Here is a 16,289-nt window from a genome sequence, read left to right on the forward strand (position 1 = left end):
CTCTAAGCGATTGATTGGTCGGAGATATGCTCTTTTTTATACAAGCCATCGAATATTTCGGCCACTTCCTCGGCGGCAAGAGTGGGCAAGAGTGAGGTGTCCGAAATGCCGGAGACTACGCGGGTAATGTCATGGTCCACCTTCCCTTTTTCACTCCATAGGGCCACGGGCGCAGCAGTAATGTACGCGGAAAAAGCATGATGGCCTGAGCCGGGTCTCTCCCCGATGACGTGGATGATACCTTTTTTCTGTTTGGGATCTTTCAGGTTTCCAAAGAGTTCTTCCCCAGTGGCATAGCCCGCCCTGACCCTGCCGTGGGTGAACACGGCATGCTGTGGGGCTAGCCGATAGCCTTTGGATTTGAGCTGGGTGCTAAGATTTTCCAAAAATGGAAACAGATGACCTTCATCTGTCAGCGCCAGCGCGTTTAGTCCGTCGGAGATCACGATCTGAACGTCAGGAGCGTCGTTTTCCCATCCCGCTTGCATGGCTTTTAGCTGTTCTGTCGTCTTTGCGCTTAGCTTTTCGCCTGTCTCAGGATGGTATACGTAGTCCTTGCGGTCTTTGCTTTGGGTGATCAAGGGTAACGCTGCAGGAATTGCTTGGACAAAAGTACTTGGCATTTCTGCCCAGAGACTCACCTTGGCATCCTCATAAAGCTCATGGATTTTCTTGTCCAGTTCGGGGTGCAGATCCCAGACATTCTCGCCAAAGCCCTGCGCAATAGGCACGCCTCTCGCTTCGATTTCTGCGATGGTTTTTCGTCCTTCTGCCAAAATCTCTTCTTTGGTTCGAAGGTCTTTTTTCGCAAGTCGGTATTGATAGTAAACCCATGTCGGATCCCCGAAGTGCTCGGTGGGCCGATTGTCTGCACCGATGACTTCGATCTTTTTGAAAAAGTCCCACATCGCGTCGTTGATCTTGTAGCCAAACTGCTCGCGAATTTTGACGTGGTTATAAAAACCTGTAGTGAGATAGCTCAGCATGGGGTCATTTTTGGTTGGCAAAGCCATTAAATAGGCTGGGTTTGCCGGCATTATCTGTTCTATGCACCAGTCCAACTCATCAAGTGATACGTCCATATGGAGGGTGGAGCAGACATCCAATCCGATGGTAAGTCCGTGAAGTTTTCCCATGACGGTGTCTTCCAGGCAACACCTGACTAATTGTTCTTTGGTTTTGAAAACTTCCGGGCCAATAAAGCCCGCTACGTCATTTACATGCACCCAGGGAGCTTCCTCGGGACTTTTTCCCCGGGAAAGCTGGCTTTGAAGCGCACGTACGAAGCCGTACTTCCTTGACTCGTGCACGAGCATGTCAAAGCCTTCACCGTGTCCATTGGTGAAGTCGGCTCCTTGTCCAGTTTCTGCATACAAACCAAACTGGCCCGTGCGGCTTTCCATGTGGGCTTGCATTTTTGGGATCGAGACGTCAAAGGTTTGGTTGGCCTTGACTGTGCCCGCGATGCTTTGGAACCAGATGCCCGTGGTACCCGGGTGGATTTTCTCCGCCTCGGCTTGCACGTCGATATGGGAAAGCACACAGTTGGAGATGGTTTTTTCCAAGCCAAAAGTTGTGATTAGATCGTAAAGTGCTTTTTCGATCTCAGCCACCGACTTGGGATCACTGGAGACGGGATTGGTGCCCAGGACCAAGTCTCCGACCCCATAGGACCATGCGTCGAAAACCTGCCAGACGATGTCCGTCGGGTTATCGGTTGGAGAGTTGGGTTGAACTCGGGCGCTTAGATATCCTTTGCTGCCGATTTGCGTACCCGGAATTGGGTTGAAGACTTTTTGTCCAACTTGGATCAGTTCTTCGTTGCTCATCATCTTGACCAGACAAGCGATCACGTCGCTGCTCAGCGCGGGCATGATCGCTTTGATTTCTGCCTCGGGCTGGCTTAGAACGAATTCTTTCAGTTCTCCCAAAGTCCAAGTATCCAGTTCCTCGTTTTGTGCTGTATTCTCCGCAATCAGCTCGTAGATCTCATCGGTAAATAGGCTGTGTGACTTCAAGTCCCTAATCCGGGTATTTGCCAGAAGCGCCCTGGCGTTTATCCTGGATTGCTCGGATTCGGCAGCAATGCCTAGCGTGAGATCGCCTTCTTTAAATTCATTGGCTGCGCCGACGATTTGCCTATAGAGTGTCAGATCGTGATCGCCGTGTTTCCTCTTGATATAGGCGAAAATATCCTCCGAGTCGGCAGGTTCTGCAATGACCGGGCTGACGCCCATGACTCCTTTGTTGGCGGACTTGAAATCGCAGGCTTGAAACAGGAATGCGGAAGTGCCCAATACGCCCACTTGGGTTAAAAATTCCTTTCGGCTGATCTTTTGGAGCATGGTGATTTCTGAGGGTTTGTTTCTGAAATCTTGGGTCTATTGCCGATATGCGGTTTTGTTCAGGCTTAAGTTAAGGGAAATTTGCCATGATTTTTCGCAATGTGGGTATGTAGGTTGCTTTTGACTAATAATTTTTTAGCGCTTTAAAACCGGATAGGGGACAAACTCCTCCTCGTCGCCAGGTACTTTTTCAAACCCGCCCGCGATCCATCTTTCCTTGGCTGCTTCGATAAGTTCTTTGCTGGAGGAGACGAAGTTCCAGTCTATGAACCGCTCTTCGGGGAAAGCATCGCCTCCAAAAATGTAGATTGTGCTGTTGGCTTGGATCGTAAATTCGCAGAGCGTGCTGTCCTTGGCTACTAGGATTTGTTTTGGGCCGAAGGTGTTTCCTTCGCTTTCGATCCCACCCTCCAAAATGTACAATCCACTTTCGCCAAACAGCTGCTTTCCGATGCTGAGATTTTGTTTTTCGCTGCTTTTGATCTCCAGCATATAGAGTTTGCTGTAGACGGGGACAGGTGATCTGTGTCCCAAGACCTCACCAGCCACCAATTTGAAGTCCACACTTCCTTCGGTCCAAGCAGGGAGCTTTTCAGCTTCGACGTGGAAAAACTCTGGGTCCATTTGCTCCAATTTTTTTGGCAAGGCCACCCAGATCTGCAGTCCATGCATGAATTTGTCTTCGTGACGCATGTGATCTGGAGTGCGCTCGGAGTGAACGATTCCCTTTCCTGCCGTCATCCAATTGACCGCTCCAGGGTTGATTTGAATTTCGTTTCCAAGCGTGTCTCGGTGCATGATGCTGCCTTCGAAAAGGAAAGTGAGCGTGGAGAGTCCAATGTGCGGATGGGGTCGGATGTCCATCTGCTCGCGCTCGTTGAGTTTGACCGGTCCCATGTGGTCGAGGTAGATGAAAGGGCCGATCATCCGTTTTTGGCGAAAGGGTAGTAGTCGGCCCACCAGGAATTTGCCAATATCGGCGGCGCGTTCTTCGATGATGAGGTTGATGTTTGACATGGAAATGGTAGTTGTACCCTTTTGGGAAACGCTGAAAGTCGACAGGAATTTAATGGATATTTGCCGTAAGGACTAGCCAGGAATCTATGAAAAGGGAAGAGGCTGTCTCATAACTGATGTTTGTCACATTGAGCGAAGTCGAAATGCGGCTGTATTCAATTTAAATGGCCTTCGATACGCTACTCCCGTAGCTCCAGTGCTCAGCCTGACACAATCAGGCTTTTTGAGACAGCCTCATTTGCTCAGTTTGTATTTGGGATATTATTCTATCGGAATTCTTTTCGCATTTTTCTTTAGCCATTCTTCGAAGGATTGCAAGTCTGGATTGAGCTCTTTGGCGGCGGCAATGTCCCGCGCGTCCGTAAATTCTTTCTCAAAGACCTCGTAGTACTGAAACATGTTTCCAAGGTCTTCCGCGCCAGGAAATCCAAAACTTCGGAAGACTTCGGCGGGAATGGCATTGTATCTGACTTCTTCCCCCAGGGCTTTGGTCAGCGCTTTGGCCATGTCCTCGCAGGTGATGTGCTCTCCGGCAATTCCGACGGTTTTCCCGACCATCTCCTTTCCTTTCTTGAATATGCCGTAGGCGCATTTGCCGATATCTTCTGCGGCAATGCCGCTCAGTTTATTGCCTCCCATTGGAAAAGTGATCGCCAAAACTCCGTCTTCCCCACGCTTGGGTCCCATGCCGAAATAAATGAGGTTTTCCCAGTAAAACGTGGTGAGCAGGAAAGTCGTCGGCACACCCGCCTCAATGAAAAATTTGTTGGATTCACCCTTTGCGTCAAAATGGGGCACTTTATATTTTCCCATAAGCGTGGGCATGGTGTCGTCGTGCAGCGGTACGAGCAGACGCGTATCTTCCAATGTGGACCAGATGACATGCTGCACACCAGCTGCATTGGCAGCTTCAGCCATGCAATTAGCCTCATCGGCTTCTTTTTCGGGCGAAAAGTGGTCCCAGAAAAAAGTAACGCAAAATGCTCCATAAGCACCTTCCATAGCGGCACGTACCGTTGCAGGATGGGCGAGATCCGCTTCAACTACTTCTGCTCCCAGCTTTTCCAGGGCCTTTGCCTTTTCGGAAGTTTTGTCACGGGTGACGGCCCTGACCGAAAAATCGCTGCCGGGATCGTTCAGGATAGCTCTTGCCAATCCCCCTCCCTGAGCGCCTGTTGCTCCAAACACGGTAATAATCTTTTTTTCAGACATGGATAGTTTATTTATAGGTTAAAAGTTGTTTTTGATTGGACGGGGTAGAGAGTCGATATCCAATTTTTCGGCCTTGGCTTTTTCCTCTTAGTGTAAACTTGCAAAACCCCGTTTGGTTCTTAATGGACTTCCAGTTTCAATGCATGAACAGACAATTTCGCCTAAGTGGCAGATCTCTATGTCGGCTCATCATTTTCATAGTTGAAGTTTTCGATGATCTTGGATCCAGTCAGCAGCCTTTCTTCGGTGAATTTCACTTGGACGAATTCCCTGCCTTCTTTGCAAAATTTGCTTGTCACCAGATACTCTTGCAAAGATTCGCGCTTGCCTTTGATACAGCTCCAAGATCGATCGGGGTTAACGCGGTACCATACTTCGACCAGAAACTCGATATGCTTCTCGCTATTGGAGACACATTCTTTTTCCCAAACCGGATCATACACTTCATCCCAACAGCGCTCAAGGTAAGTGACTTTGAAAAGGCCCTCATTGGGATCGAAGACCGTGCTCACCGCTCCGCCATAAACTACCCTGCTGAACCCCTCTGCTGAGAGCCATTCCTCCGGCGTACTAGAACTGTCCTTGACGGTATTCATGGGTTTGTTTGTTTTTTGTAAAGCCAAGCTGAAGCGAAAGAACAGACCTCTTCTATCCAGGAATCACCTCTACCAAAATTTCATTGCCTGATCTGTCAAAATAGGTGCAAGTCATTTCATCCAGAAACACCGTCCATTTTTCGATGCCTGATCTTGCCGCATCGTAGCAAAAGGTAGCATAGTCTGTTTCTCCCTCTTGGTGCGCTTTTAGATCTATCTCAAATTGGGATTTGTCGGGTGCATTTGCTACGGTGATGGTTTCGTACTGCGCCGGGGTGGAGATGCGGTATTGGTTTGCGCCGAAATAGATCGTATGTCCATCTGCCACAGCCGTCTCATAGTGGCTGACTCCAAGTTCAATCAAGTCTTGGATAAATGCCGGGAAGTCAGCCCCGGACTTTACTTTGTTGTGGGCGGCTTTGATTTGGTTGAGGGAGAACATCGTTGTTTTGGGTTGAAATGGAATGACTCGCTGGCAAAAGTGACTAAACCGGACGATTGAGAATCTCCGCCTCGTACCCTCCTTCCTCATATCTGAGAACCATCCTTTTAAATTCGAAGCTGACGGTTTCCCGCTCGCTAAGATCGGGCATGTCCGTCGAGGCCATTATCTGCTCGATCCTGACGATGCTGGCATCGAAAAGTTCTACTGAGTAGTCAAGCGCAAACACGCCCGAAGATTTGGGTCTGTAGTAGCCCAATTTAAACTGGCTGATTCTATCGTTGAGCCTCCAGCAGAGAAAAAGCATGGGGCTGGTTTTGTCTATTTTTTTGTGGATGACAAACGGACCAACCGAAAATGCGGACCGCGACCTTCCTGTGCTGGCCTGCACTTTTTCCACTTCATGATGGGTGCTGTTGATGGGGATTTGGTCTTCGAAACCTCTTTGCTTAGCCGTCCCCGGAAATTCTCCGTGACTGGCCGAGCTTAGTTTTAGATAGATGTGGCTGGACATTCCTGGGATGTTTAAAGTGTGAAAAAATCTTAGGAATATAAAGAAAATCAAGGTGTTTAGCCAGCGTTTTTCTGCCTCGACACTTCTCTATTTTGGGATTACATAAGAAACGATGGCCTTCACTTTTCTAGATCCCGCACTTGTAAACTCATAGAAGTCCGCAAATCCATAGTTTTTTCCATCCTGCATTTTCATCGCCCCGTGCACCGCGACAAACTTCCCATGGCTGAGGATCTGATATATCCTAAGTTCTTCGGCCTTGTTGTCGCTCATCTCGCCGAGGGTTAACAGAAATTGGTCTTTTCCAGCGATGGGAGTGTCGCCTACCAGCGTCCAGACTACATCCTCAGCCAAATGCTTTCCTATTTCATCTAGATCATAGGATGCAAAAGCTTTGGTGAGGCTTAGAACCAACTCCTTTTTGGGTGCGTTTCCGCTGTCAGATGGGGCAAAAGTTTTCATGGTATTTGACTTTTTTGATTTTCAATCGTCAATGGCTTCGATGCCTTGCTCATTAAGTCGCTGCAGGTGATCCTTCATGGCTTGAAGTTTATCGGGAGCATGACCTTGCCATTCTTCGACTTCCCCAACTACCTTCAATGCTTCCCGCGTACGGTAAGATTTGGTGGGATTGCCTGGGAATTTTTTGTCGGTGAGATTGGGATCATCTTCAAATTTTCCCTTGGGTTCCACGATATAGATTCGTTCCCTTCCTTCCCCTTGAGCCAATTCTGCTCCCCAAGTTGCGGCGTCTAGCGTGGCGGAGAAATAAACAAACTTGGCTTTGCGTTGCGAACCGTAATTGGATGAGAAGCCTGGCTCGATAAGGCTTCCGATCTCCAAATCCACTTTGGTTCCATGGTAAAAGACCGTCTCTATTTGGTCGGTATCCTCTTTCATCCTCATATCAAGTTTGAAATTAATCAATACAAATTGCTCAAAGTGCCCGAGAAAACACAGCGAAAGCCTTTTTCTTCATGCTTTATACTCGGGTAATTACCAAGGCGCCGGGCAATTCTTGTGATCGTGGGAGTGGTGTCAAAAGCTCCTCCCCGGAGCACCTTTCGAGTGCCAGCCTCAGGGCCTTTGGGGTTGATCGAAAGACTGTCTGTTGGGTAGCTTTCACTGTACCAATCGTCGCACCATTCCAGTACATTTCCCGCCATGTCATACAGCCCAAAGGCGTTAGGAGGATAGGCTTTGGCCGGCGATGCGGTAGCGTATCCGTCACTATACTGATCGAATCCATGGAAATTTGGATGGTCATAGTATCTCGATTCCAAAAATGTTTTGTCGGCAAGGTTGGCGATAGACGTGGAGGGAAGTTGGTCGCCCCAAGTGAACACGGTGCGTGGATTTCCTCTCAAGCCGGTATTCCCAGCTCTTGCGGCATATTCCCATTCCGCTTCTGTAGGAAGTCTACCACCTTGGCACTCACAGTAAAAGCTAGCTTCCTCCCATGTGACATTTACGATCGGATTGTCATCTTTCCAACCGTAGGAAGGAGGCTCAGGTAAAGAAAAGTTTTTGGATTGGGCGAAAGCGCGATACTGGGCTACACTCACCAAAGTGCTATACATCCAAAATCCATCCAAACGAACCCGATGCGCGGGTCGCTCTGATCGGGTAAAGTCCAGTTCCTCAGGGTTCCAGTCAAATTTTTTCCAGATTTGCGCCAGTTCGGCTGAGTCACTACCCATGATAAATTCTCCGGATGGAATGTAGACCAGCTCGGTGCTATCCAGTGGATTGAAACGGATCACGCTTGGGGATTTGTCCTGAGCTCCAGCCTCCATGACTACGAAACAAGTCAATGTCAACAACCACGAGATAAACGTCCAGTTGCGAATTTGTGGATTGCTTGAAAACTCAGAGTATAGGCGCATGGGTTTAGTTTTCTTGGGTCGAGTCCTGCCAAGTCCTTCTCAATTTGATTACATTCTGAAAATCCAAAGCTGGTTGATTTTCAGAAACGCGAGAAATGAAAAGGTACAGACAGTTCCTCCTAAGCTAATAAGGTTGACATATTTGCAGATCTTTTCCCTGTTTTTAAACACAGATACCGTCCCTTTAAATATTGTCCAGCCGATTATTCCTCCGAGGGAATTGTTGATGATGTCTGTGACATCAAAAGCGCCAATTCCCAAAATGTACTGGGTCGCTTCCAAAATAAAACTGCTAAGGATAAAAAGCGCAAGAGCTTTTGAAAAGCCCCATTTTTCAAAAAGTGTGGCCAAATAAAGTCCGAATGGAATGAATATCAGAACGTTCAAGAGGATTTCGCCATAGCTCACTTTACCATTCAAAACCAAGGGTCTTTGGTAGGGGATTAGATTGAACTCATCACGCTGTTCGGTGTAAGTGATCTCGATGCCAAACTTGAAAACGATGATCCAAACCAAGGCTGCTGCATAAACCGCAAAAAGGGCAAGCGTAAGATGCTTTGACTCAAAAAAAGACGAAACAGGGACTGGTTTTTCGGAGCTATATTTTCTCATATTGAAGCAAAATAATGCCGCTTGGGAAAGTGATGGACGTGATCAGCTTTAGTCGTTGCCAGTCGACCAGATTATCAAAAAGAGCAGTGCCATGCCCGATGGCAATGGGATTGATGTAGAGGTGAAACTCATCCACCAATCCAGCCTTGACCAGATTGGCTACGAAGGAACTTCCACCATACACGATCATGTCTTTGCCTTCTTGCTGTTTCAATTGCCTGACCTCTTCTGCAAGGTCGCCCTTTGCCAAAGTCGTGCTTTCCCAGATTGACTCATCTTTGGTCTGTGTAAAAACCACTTTCTTTTGGTCGGCCTTGATCTCCGCAGCCTCGTACATAGGGGAATCTGGCTGGGAGAGAACGTTTTTCCAAAAGGGCAAGTAGTCTTCCGCCAGACTTCTTCCAATCAGCTCCGTATCGCAGGAACGCGCCAGATCCAACACATGGGATTTGATCTCATCCCAGGCCCACGTCACCCATTGTTGTTCATCATTGGGACCGGTGGAATTAAATCCATCAAGGGAAAGCTGCATTTGAAGTTTTAGTTTTCTCATTGGGCGAGTTTTGGGACTTAGTCACAAGAGGTGTTGTGTCCTATTCGGATGATATGACCATCAGGGCATTCTACAAGCATTTCCCGCATATTCCACTCTTTGCTGTCCGGTTGGCTTAGGATATTGGCGCCAGAGTCTTTGATGAGTTCGTAGTATTCATCCACGTTGTCTACCACCAGGGAAATCCACGTGCGGGGATTGCCTTGGTCTTGCTTGCAAAAGAAAATTTCCACTCCATCCCGATAGACGCCTCCAAAGGTCGGCGGACTATCCCATTCCCATTTATTTTCGAATTTTAGTTGCTCGGTAAAATAGGCGATGCTTTTGGCCACATCCGTGGAATAAAGAATCGGGATGGCTTTGTCGATTTTCATGACAGGGACATTTTGGGAGGGATTTATAGTCCTGATTTAGGACGGCTTAGATTCGAGTTTATTTCATTATTCTTTTATTTCCAAAAAACTGGATGAATCAGCGTGCCGCGATTTCACCTTTCGTTCAAGAGGAATATAAGGGTTTTGAAGCTGCCTTTTTAAAAAATCAACAGGGGCGGTTTCCGTAGTTTTCTCATTCCCTGAAAAAGAAAAAGGCGGAGAATCTAGCTCTCCGCCTTTGGTGTGACAAACACTTGCTAGCCCTGGATTAGGAGACAAAGCTCGTGACGGTTTCGGCCATCGGTGTGGTAGGCCTTCCGATCAAGCTGGAAAGCTGTTTGCCATCGTCAAAAAGATCACCCTTGGAAGCAGAAACATCCCATCCGGCAATAGCTGCTGCCAATCCTTCTGGCAGACCAAATTGAGTCAGGGCTTTTGCATACTCCGCTTCTGGAAGGTCCTTGTAAGGGACGCTTTTCCCGCTCTGCTTGCTCACTTCTGCCGCCAAATCTTGGAGGGTATAGGATTCGTCTCCGGCAAGTTCATAGACGTTTCCTTTGTGCTTTTCATCCAAAAGCACCACAGCGGCAGCTTCCGCAAAGTCGGCTCGGGCCGCGGAAGAAATTTTGCCGTCTCTCGCACTTCCTATCATAGCTCCCGCTCCCAGGGCTCCCGGGATGGATCCCGCGTAGTTTTCTGTGTACCATCCATTTCTCAAAATGGTATACTCGATTCCGGATTCTTTCAGGATTTTTTCGGTTGCCAGATGCTCTCCCGCTAAGCTGAGGCTCGAGCGGTCTGCATGAAGCAAACTGGTGTAGATGATCCATTTGACTCCCGCAGACTTGGCAGCATCTATGACATTCCCGTGCTGAATAGCTCTCTTTCCCACTTCAGAACTGGAGATCAAAAGCAGTGTGTCGATACCTTGAAGACTTTTGGCTAGCATATCAGCATTGCTGTAGTCAAACTCCCGGGCTTCGACGCCCAGTTCCGAGGCTTTTTCGACATTCCGAGCCAAGGCTACGACTTGATCGGTAACTCCTCTTTTTTTCAATTCATTTAAAACGATACGTCCCAATTGGCCAGTGGCGCCACTTACTCCGATTTTCATGTAGTTAAACTTTTGGTTATTAAATAATTGGTTGTGTGTTTTTTTGATTATCCGATCTTCACGGAAGTCATGGTCAGCGACCCCCCAAGGGGCTCGTCATTGAAGAGGCTTACGTCTTCTCCCTTGCCCTGTAGGCCTAAGGTGTAGAGCAAAGGGAGGTAATGCTCTGGAGTCGGAATTGCCAGGTCGAAGGCGCGTCCGAGCTGCCGGAAGTTGATCAAGTCCTTATGATTTCCGTTCAGGATATTTTCCTTGATTTTGGTATTGGCTTCGATGGCCCAGTCGTAGCCATAGGGCTCGTTGAGCTTTTGCCAATGGACCATGCGAAGGTTGTGCACGACATTGCCGCTGCCGACGATCAAAATGCCTTTTTCTCTGAGCTTGACTAATTCCCTGGCCAAGTCATAGTGCTCACGTGGCGACTTGCGATAGTCCAAACTAAGCTGGACCACCGGGATATTCGCTTCGGGATACATGTGACGGATGACTGTCCATGCCCCATGGTCCAGTCCCCACTGCTCGTCAAGGTGCACTTCCATGGATTGAACTGTTTGATGTATTTCTTTGGCCAGCTCGGGACTGCCAGGTGCAGGGTATTGAACCTCGAAAAGCGCCTTTGGAAAGCCTCCGAAATCATGGATTGTCGGAGGATTTTGCATGGCGGTCACGCGCGTGCCAGACGTTTCCCAGTGGGCCGACACTACCAAAATGGCCTTCGGAACTTCGATTTCCGTGGAGATTTGTCTGAATCCTCTGACGAATTGGTTGTCCTCGATAGCATTCATGGGACTGCCATGGCCGAGGAATAAAACGGGCATCTTTGGCGTATTTTCCAAAGGTCCCAAAATCGAGTTTAACGTGTTTAGATTCATTGCTCCATAGATTGAAGTTCCCCCAATTCCCAGAATAGAGAGGAAGGATCTTCGGTTCATAGCATAAAGGAAATCGCCCAATTCACAGTTCCTTTTTTGGTCGGATGTCACTTTCTCTGGTTGACGGAACAAAGTTACCGCCGCGAATTGGGGCAAATACTTGATGTATGTTAAGAAAGCTGGGAGCGACGAGCTTGGAGTTGGGGCTATTCCAAAATTCAGCTTTTTTTCTTCCTGATGCGGCTGAGACTTTCGGGAGTGATTCCCAAATAGGAAGCGATATAGGCTTGCGGGACGCGCTGCAGTATGTCGCAGTTTTCCTTAACCATATCCTGGTAGCGTTCTTCCGCGGTCGTCCACATCGTGGAATTCAAACGCTGTAGGGCGTTGATGTAGGCCTTTTGGAACAAAATCCGAAAGTAACGCTCCAACTTGGGAACCTCGGCATAAAGCTGCTCCAGCCTTCCGTTCGAGATCTGTAGGACTAAAGAGGCTTCAAGCGTCTCGATGTAGAATTTCGCAGGATTCTGAGAGAAAAAACTCTCCAAATCACCGATCCAGCCGTTTTCAAGCCGGATCTGGTAAATGTGCTCCACTCCTTTTTCATCTACAAAATACGACCTCAATACGCCCTTCACTATAAAATAGATATGCTTGGATATTTCCCCGGGCTTGAGGACGAGCTTTTTCTTTTCCAATTCCACGGGCTCAAAGGCGCTGAGGATCTTCTCTTCCTCTTCTGGCAAAAGATCGACCCATTTCTGGATATAGGGAATCAGCTTGTGTTCGGGGATTTGCATGGGTGAAATACGCGGGATTATAGAATAATTGGTTTGTACCAACAAAATTTAGCCGGGGCAAGGTTCGGATATCTTCGACTTTTACACAAATAGCCGTCCCAATTGTGATTTTTGCCTTACTTTCCAATCCCAAAAGTACAGATCACCGGTATTTTTGATTTTAGTACTTATTCCAATCCCTATAACTTATGAAGAAAACATTGACGTTTTTTCCGGCTTTGCTTTTTGCCGGAATGCTTATGGCCCAAGAGACCATAGACTTGGCCGCCATCGAAAAAATCAAAAAAGAAGGTCTCGAAAACTCCAAGGTTGAAGAGATTGCCTTTGAGCTGGTGGACAGAGTGGGCCCGAGACTCAGCAATTCTGAAGGCTACGAGCGAGCGACGGAATACACCGTCAAGCAACTGAGCGACTGGGGACTTTCCAATGCCAAAACCGAAGCCTGGGGAGAATTTGGCCGAGGCTGGGAGATGGAGAAAAGCTACGTCGCCATGACCAAACCCTATTACATGCCCTTTATTGCCATCCCAAGGGCCTGGACCGAAAGTACTTTTGGAGAGGTAAAAGGCAAAGTCATATTTCTCGATGTACAGAAAGAGGAGGATTTGGAACAGTACAGGGGCAAACTCAAAGGAGCTATCATCGGGATCAAGCCTACAGGGTCCCAGGCGCCGACCTATCAGGCCGATGCCTTGCGCTTTACCGCGGAGCAGCTGCATGGCATGGAGAATCCCACTCCACAACAAAGCAGCTTTACGCCCGAGATGAGGGCGCAGTTTATGGCAGCAAGGGCTTTGGCGGAAAAGGTCAATGCCTTTCTGGTGAGTGAAGGTGCTGCGCTGATCATCAAAGGGGTGAATGGCCGTCACGGAACCCTTTTCACCTCTAGCCCAAGAGGCTATTTGAAAGATTCGCCAGTTGGAATTCCTGAGTTGGAAACCGCCCCAGAGAACGTCAACCTTCTGGCAAGATTGGCTGAAAACGGAGTTGAGGTGGAAGTCGAGGCCGAGATCCAAGCGAGGTATATCACCGATGACCTGCAAGGCTACAATGTGATTGCCGAAATCCCTGGCACAGATCCAAACCTAAAATCGGAAGTGGTCATGCTCGGTGGCCACTTGGATTCTTGGCACGGAGCCAATGGCGCCACTGACAACGCCGCAGGATGTATCGTGATGATGGAGGCTGTCAGAATACTGAAAGCTACCGATCTACAGCCAAAAAGAACAATCCGAATTGCGCTTTGGGGTGGGGAAGAACAAGGTCTCCACGGCTCTAGAGGCTATGTGAAAAACCATTTTGGCGACCGGGAAACCATGAAAATGACGCCGGAGCATGAAAAAATCTCGGCCTATTACAACATCGACAACGGAACCGGCAAAATCCGTGGGATTTATCTTCAGGGAAATGCAGCGGTAGAACCTATCTTCAATGCATGGTTTGCACCGCTTGACGCGATTGTTCCGGATCGCACCATCACGATCAGCAATACCGGAGGCACCGATCACCAAAGCTTCGACGCGCTTGGGATTCCAGGATTCCAGTTTATCCAAGATCCGATCGAGTATCGCAGTAGAACCCACCATACCAACATGGATACCTTTGAGCGCTTGGAGATGGACGACCTTAAGCAGATGGCCGTGGTGGTGGCCTCTTTTGTGTACAATACCGCCCAGAGAGCGGAAAAACTCCCAAGGAAAGGGCCTGCCAAAACGAATTAATCAGGCTTCACTTTTACAATGAAAGGCTTGCGAATTCCGCGAGCCTTTTTTTATGGCCAGTTCAGATGCTGTGCCTCAGTTTTTAAAAGTGGATTTACTTCGTCTTTTCCCTAATCGGAATCCAGATTTCCTCCTCCGATTCAGGATCGTTGTTTCGGTACTTGCTTCCCAAGACTTCAAAATGAGGTCGCTGATCCAATTCAAAATCGGATTGGGGAAGCCAGCTGCCAAATATATATTGATAGATGGAAGTGTCTGTGGAGGAACCTTTGTACTGAAATACCGCATATTTTCCTCCCGGAAGCCACAAGATCTCCAGACCGTCGGGTATGTTTTCCCAATCGGAGACTTCCACGGATGCCCATTTTTCAAAGCTCCTATTCGGATCGAAATGCCCAAAGTGCTCTGGCTGATAGATGGCTAGGGAGATCGCGTCGGAGTTTACCGGATTTTCGATAGACTTTCTCAAAGGCCTAAAGGCCTGCCAAAGTTGTACGAGCTCAAACTTGGCAAAGCTCATCGTTCGGCACAGACCTACCAGTTTCCGCTCGGTAATCGTTTCTATTCTTGGGATCAGGATTGAATGGTTCAATGGCGTTTCGGTTTTCAGAGTGAAAAAGATATAAATGTTGGGCTACAAAATTTTCTTTTTTGCTATTGCCGCCCGGCCGGGGTGTTTTCCAAAATCAAAACGCTGGGAATTTCCTCTATGCCTTGAATGCGAAGCTTGGTGTATTCCAGTGTGTTGTGCAGATAGGCCCCAAGGACGATATCCGGATCTCCATCCCCGTCCAAATCCCCGATATCCATGGTGAGCCATTTTCCCATGGCTGCTTCCGAAAGGTATTTTGGTGCGAAATTCAGGTTGCCTTGATTTTCAAAAAGCAAGAATTGTTGCTCGGGATTTTGGAGCTCGTCGTAGAAGGCGATTGTCGCCAGATCCAAATCCCCATCCCCATCAAAGTCCAGGGCCATGGCTTTGGCGGCCCCATATTGGGGATAAAACCAGGCTTCTTTAAACCTGCCGTCGCCCTCGTTTTCATAAATGCGAAAGCCATGGTAGGGCTTGCTGACCGATGAATAGTCCCAGTTGTCCCCATTGCTGACCAATAGATCCAGCTTGCCGTCCCCGTTCATGTCCCGCATTTCAAAATAGCTGGAGCCCATGAGCGGAGAAAACCTCAGAAGGATTTTTTCGGAATCGAATTCCCCATTGCCCTTGTTGTAGAAAATTGACAGGCGCTCATTGCCCTGGCAAAACAGCGCGATGATATCCGGCTTACCGTCCCCATTGAGGTCTTGTATTTCCATTTTCCTTGCCCCGGCTCCCCCGAGCTGGATCGGGGTTATGCCTAGGATACCGTCTCGATAGACAGATAGGTTGCCGCCATGGTGGCCATAGTTGCTGATCAGCAGGTCGGGTTTTCCGTCCAGCTCCAGGTCTTCCCAGATTGCATCAACCGGCCTTGGAAGTTGATCCAAAATCTCACTCCAAGAGCTGGAATTCAGGTCCATTTCATAGAGCGCACCTTGGGAGAGGTCACTCGGAGCGATGGAGCCTACGGTGAGGAAATCGTAGACGTTGACTGCCCTTTTCACAAAATGTACCGCGGGACTGCCGATGGGAGGGAGTGTAAACAGCTCGTCGTTGATGTCCTTGGCGTAGAGCTGATTGGTGCTGGCGTCGGAGATCAGGAGCTCAGCCCGTTCTTCGTTTATCGCTACAAGGCTGGTTTTTGGGCTTTGTATCCCTTCAATGAAAAGCCTTTTTGGGCTAAAGCCGACAAGGGGCTGAGGTGCTTCTTTTGTATTCTGGTCAGGAAGCGCTGACGGAGCTTCCGCGGCATAAAAGTCCACGATGGACTTGAAGTCTACCTCGGAGATTTGGCTGGTAGTGGGGTAGACGTTTAGCCTTTTCAGGATGGCGATCTCTGCGGCGCTTTTTTCTTCCCAGACACCCAGACTGTCTTGGGCCTCCTTGACTCCCATGTAGGCAGCCATCTGGGGCAGGACTTTTTTAGTCCAAATTTCCTTGGGCAAAAGGGAAGGAGCCGGGTAGGCGTGGCAGGAGCCACAGTAGCTTTCGGCGATTGTTTTTCCTTTCAATGCGCTTTGGGCATTCGCAAAAAGGCAAACCAGGCTCGCTAGACTGAAAAGAAGGATGGGCTTAAAGTGGTATGACATTAGGCTCCAGGTGAATAATTCTGCCATGAAATCGATCCAAAGCTATG

At 48.5% G+C, this 16,289-nt stretch carries 18 protein-coding genes; 1 reads left to right on the forward strand and 17 read right to left on the reverse strand.

Annotated features, from left to right (window positions below; genetic code table 11):
* Window positions 1–2: 2 nt before the first annotated feature.
* The 15 genes from eutB to J0A67_RS02495 all read right to left on the reverse strand — a co-directional run bounded on the left by eutB (window position 3) and on the right by J0A67_RS02495 (window position 12,337).
* A complete protein-coding gene (eutB, locus tag J0A67_RS02425; protein ID WP_241265041.1) occupies window positions 3–2,345 on the reverse strand; it encodes an ethanolamine ammonia-lyase subunit EutB in 2,343 nt (780 codons plus the stop codon).
* A gap of 135 nt (window positions 2,346–2,480) precedes the next feature.
* Entirely contained in the window at window positions 2,481–3,362 is an 882-nt protein-coding gene (locus J0A67_RS02430) for a pirin family protein (RefSeq protein WP_206567677.1), read from the reverse strand.
* A gap of 261 nt (window positions 3,363–3,623) precedes the next feature.
* Window positions 3,624–4,574 carry an NmrA/HSCARG family protein gene (locus J0A67_RS02435; RefSeq protein WP_206567678.1) on the reverse strand — a complete coding sequence of 317 codons (951 nt, stop codon included), beginning with the start codon at window positions 4,572–4,574 and terminating at the stop codon, window positions 3,624–3,626.
* A gap of 176 nt (window positions 4,575–4,750) precedes the next feature.
* Window positions 4,751–5,170 (reverse strand): hypothetical protein, encoded by a 420-nt coding sequence (locus tag J0A67_RS02440; RefSeq protein WP_206567679.1) that lies wholly within the window; start codon window positions 5,168–5,170, stop codon window positions 4,751–4,753.
* A gap of 52 nt (window positions 5,171–5,222) precedes the next feature.
* The gene (locus J0A67_RS02445) at window positions 5,223–5,612 is read right to left on the reverse strand and encodes a DUF1398 domain-containing protein (protein ID WP_206567680.1); all 390 of its coding nucleotides are present in this window, start codon (window positions 5,610–5,612) and stop codon (window positions 5,223–5,225) included.
* A 43-nt stretch (window positions 5,613–5,655) separates the two neighbouring features.
* A complete protein-coding gene (tssD, locus tag J0A67_RS02450; RefSeq protein WP_206567681.1) occupies window positions 5,656–6,126 on the reverse strand; it encodes a type VI secretion system tube protein TssD in 471 nt (156 codons plus the stop codon).
* 87 nt (window positions 6,127–6,213) lie between these two features.
* Window positions 6,214–6,588, reverse strand: coding sequence for a nuclear transport factor 2 family protein (locus J0A67_RS02455; RefSeq protein WP_206567682.1), 375 nt, complete (start codon window positions 6,586–6,588; stop codon window positions 6,214–6,216).
* 21 nt (window positions 6,589–6,609) lie between these two features.
* Window positions 6,610–7,026 (reverse strand): NAD(+)--rifampin ADP-ribosyltransferase, encoded by a 417-nt coding sequence (arr, locus tag J0A67_RS02460; protein WP_241265042.1) that lies wholly within the window; start codon window positions 7,024–7,026, stop codon window positions 6,610–6,612.
* Between the two features lie 23 nt (window positions 7,027–7,049).
* Entirely contained in the window at window positions 7,050–8,012 is a 963-nt protein-coding gene (locus tag J0A67_RS02465) for a formylglycine-generating enzyme family protein (RefSeq protein ID WP_206567684.1), read from the reverse strand.
* 48 nt (window positions 8,013–8,060) lie between these two features.
* A complete protein-coding gene (locus tag J0A67_RS02470) occupies window positions 8,061–8,624 on the reverse strand; it encodes a VanZ family protein (protein WP_206567685.1) in 564 nt (187 codons plus the stop codon).
* A complete protein-coding gene (locus J0A67_RS02475) occupies window positions 8,611–9,177 on the reverse strand; it encodes a dihydrofolate reductase family protein (RefSeq protein ID WP_206567686.1) in 567 nt (188 codons plus the stop codon). The genes J0A67_RS02470 and J0A67_RS02475 overlap by 14 nt, the downstream gene beginning before the upstream one ends.
* Window positions 9,178–9,194: 17 nt before the next feature.
* Window positions 9,195–9,551 carry a VOC family protein gene (locus tag J0A67_RS02480; RefSeq protein ID WP_206567687.1) on the reverse strand — a complete coding sequence of 119 codons (357 nt, stop codon included), beginning with the start codon at window positions 9,549–9,551 and terminating at the stop codon, window positions 9,195–9,197.
* 268 nt (window positions 9,552–9,819) lie between these two features.
* Window positions 9,820–10,665 carry an SDR family oxidoreductase gene (locus J0A67_RS02485; RefSeq protein ID WP_206567688.1) on the reverse strand — a complete coding sequence of 282 codons (846 nt, stop codon included), beginning with the start codon at window positions 10,663–10,665 and terminating at the stop codon, window positions 9,820–9,822.
* A 47-nt stretch (window positions 10,666–10,712) separates the two neighbouring features.
* Window positions 10,713–11,537 carry a 4,5-DOPA-extradiol-dioxygenase gene (gene ygiD, locus J0A67_RS02490; RefSeq protein WP_241265094.1) on the reverse strand — a complete coding sequence of 275 codons (825 nt, stop codon included), beginning with the start codon at window positions 11,535–11,537 and terminating at the stop codon, window positions 10,713–10,715.
* A 218-nt stretch (window positions 11,538–11,755) separates the two neighbouring features.
* The gene (locus J0A67_RS02495) at window positions 11,756–12,337 is read right to left on the reverse strand and encodes a Crp/Fnr family transcriptional regulator (protein WP_206567690.1); all 582 of its coding nucleotides are present in this window, start codon (window positions 12,335–12,337) and stop codon (window positions 11,756–11,758) included.
* A gap of 188 nt (window positions 12,338–12,525) precedes the next feature.
* Between J0A67_RS02495 and J0A67_RS02500 the strand changes: the two genes are divergently transcribed.
* On the forward strand, window positions 12,526–14,058 hold the full coding sequence (locus tag J0A67_RS02500; RefSeq protein ID WP_206567691.1) for a M20/M25/M40 family metallo-hydrolase: 1,533 nt from the start codon (window positions 12,526–12,528) through the stop codon (window positions 14,056–14,058).
* A 94-nt stretch (window positions 14,059–14,152) separates the two neighbouring features.
* Here J0A67_RS02500 and J0A67_RS02505 read toward each other — a convergent pair whose 3' ends face one another.
* Window positions 14,153–14,650 (reverse strand): GyrI-like domain-containing protein, encoded by a 498-nt coding sequence (locus J0A67_RS02505; RefSeq protein ID WP_241265043.1) that lies wholly within the window; start codon window positions 14,648–14,650, stop codon window positions 14,153–14,155.
* 62 nt (window positions 14,651–14,712) lie between these two features.
* Window positions 14,713–16,242, reverse strand: coding sequence for an FG-GAP repeat domain-containing protein (locus tag J0A67_RS02510; RefSeq protein WP_206567692.1), 1,530 nt, complete (start codon window positions 16,240–16,242; stop codon window positions 14,713–14,715).
* Between the last annotated feature and the right edge of the window lie 47 nt (window positions 16,243–16,289).

Source organism: Algoriphagus aestuariicola (assembly GCF_017254835.1).
Classification (GTDB): domain Bacteria; phylum Bacteroidota; class Bacteroidia; order Cytophagales; family Cyclobacteriaceae; genus Algoriphagus; species Algoriphagus aestuariicola.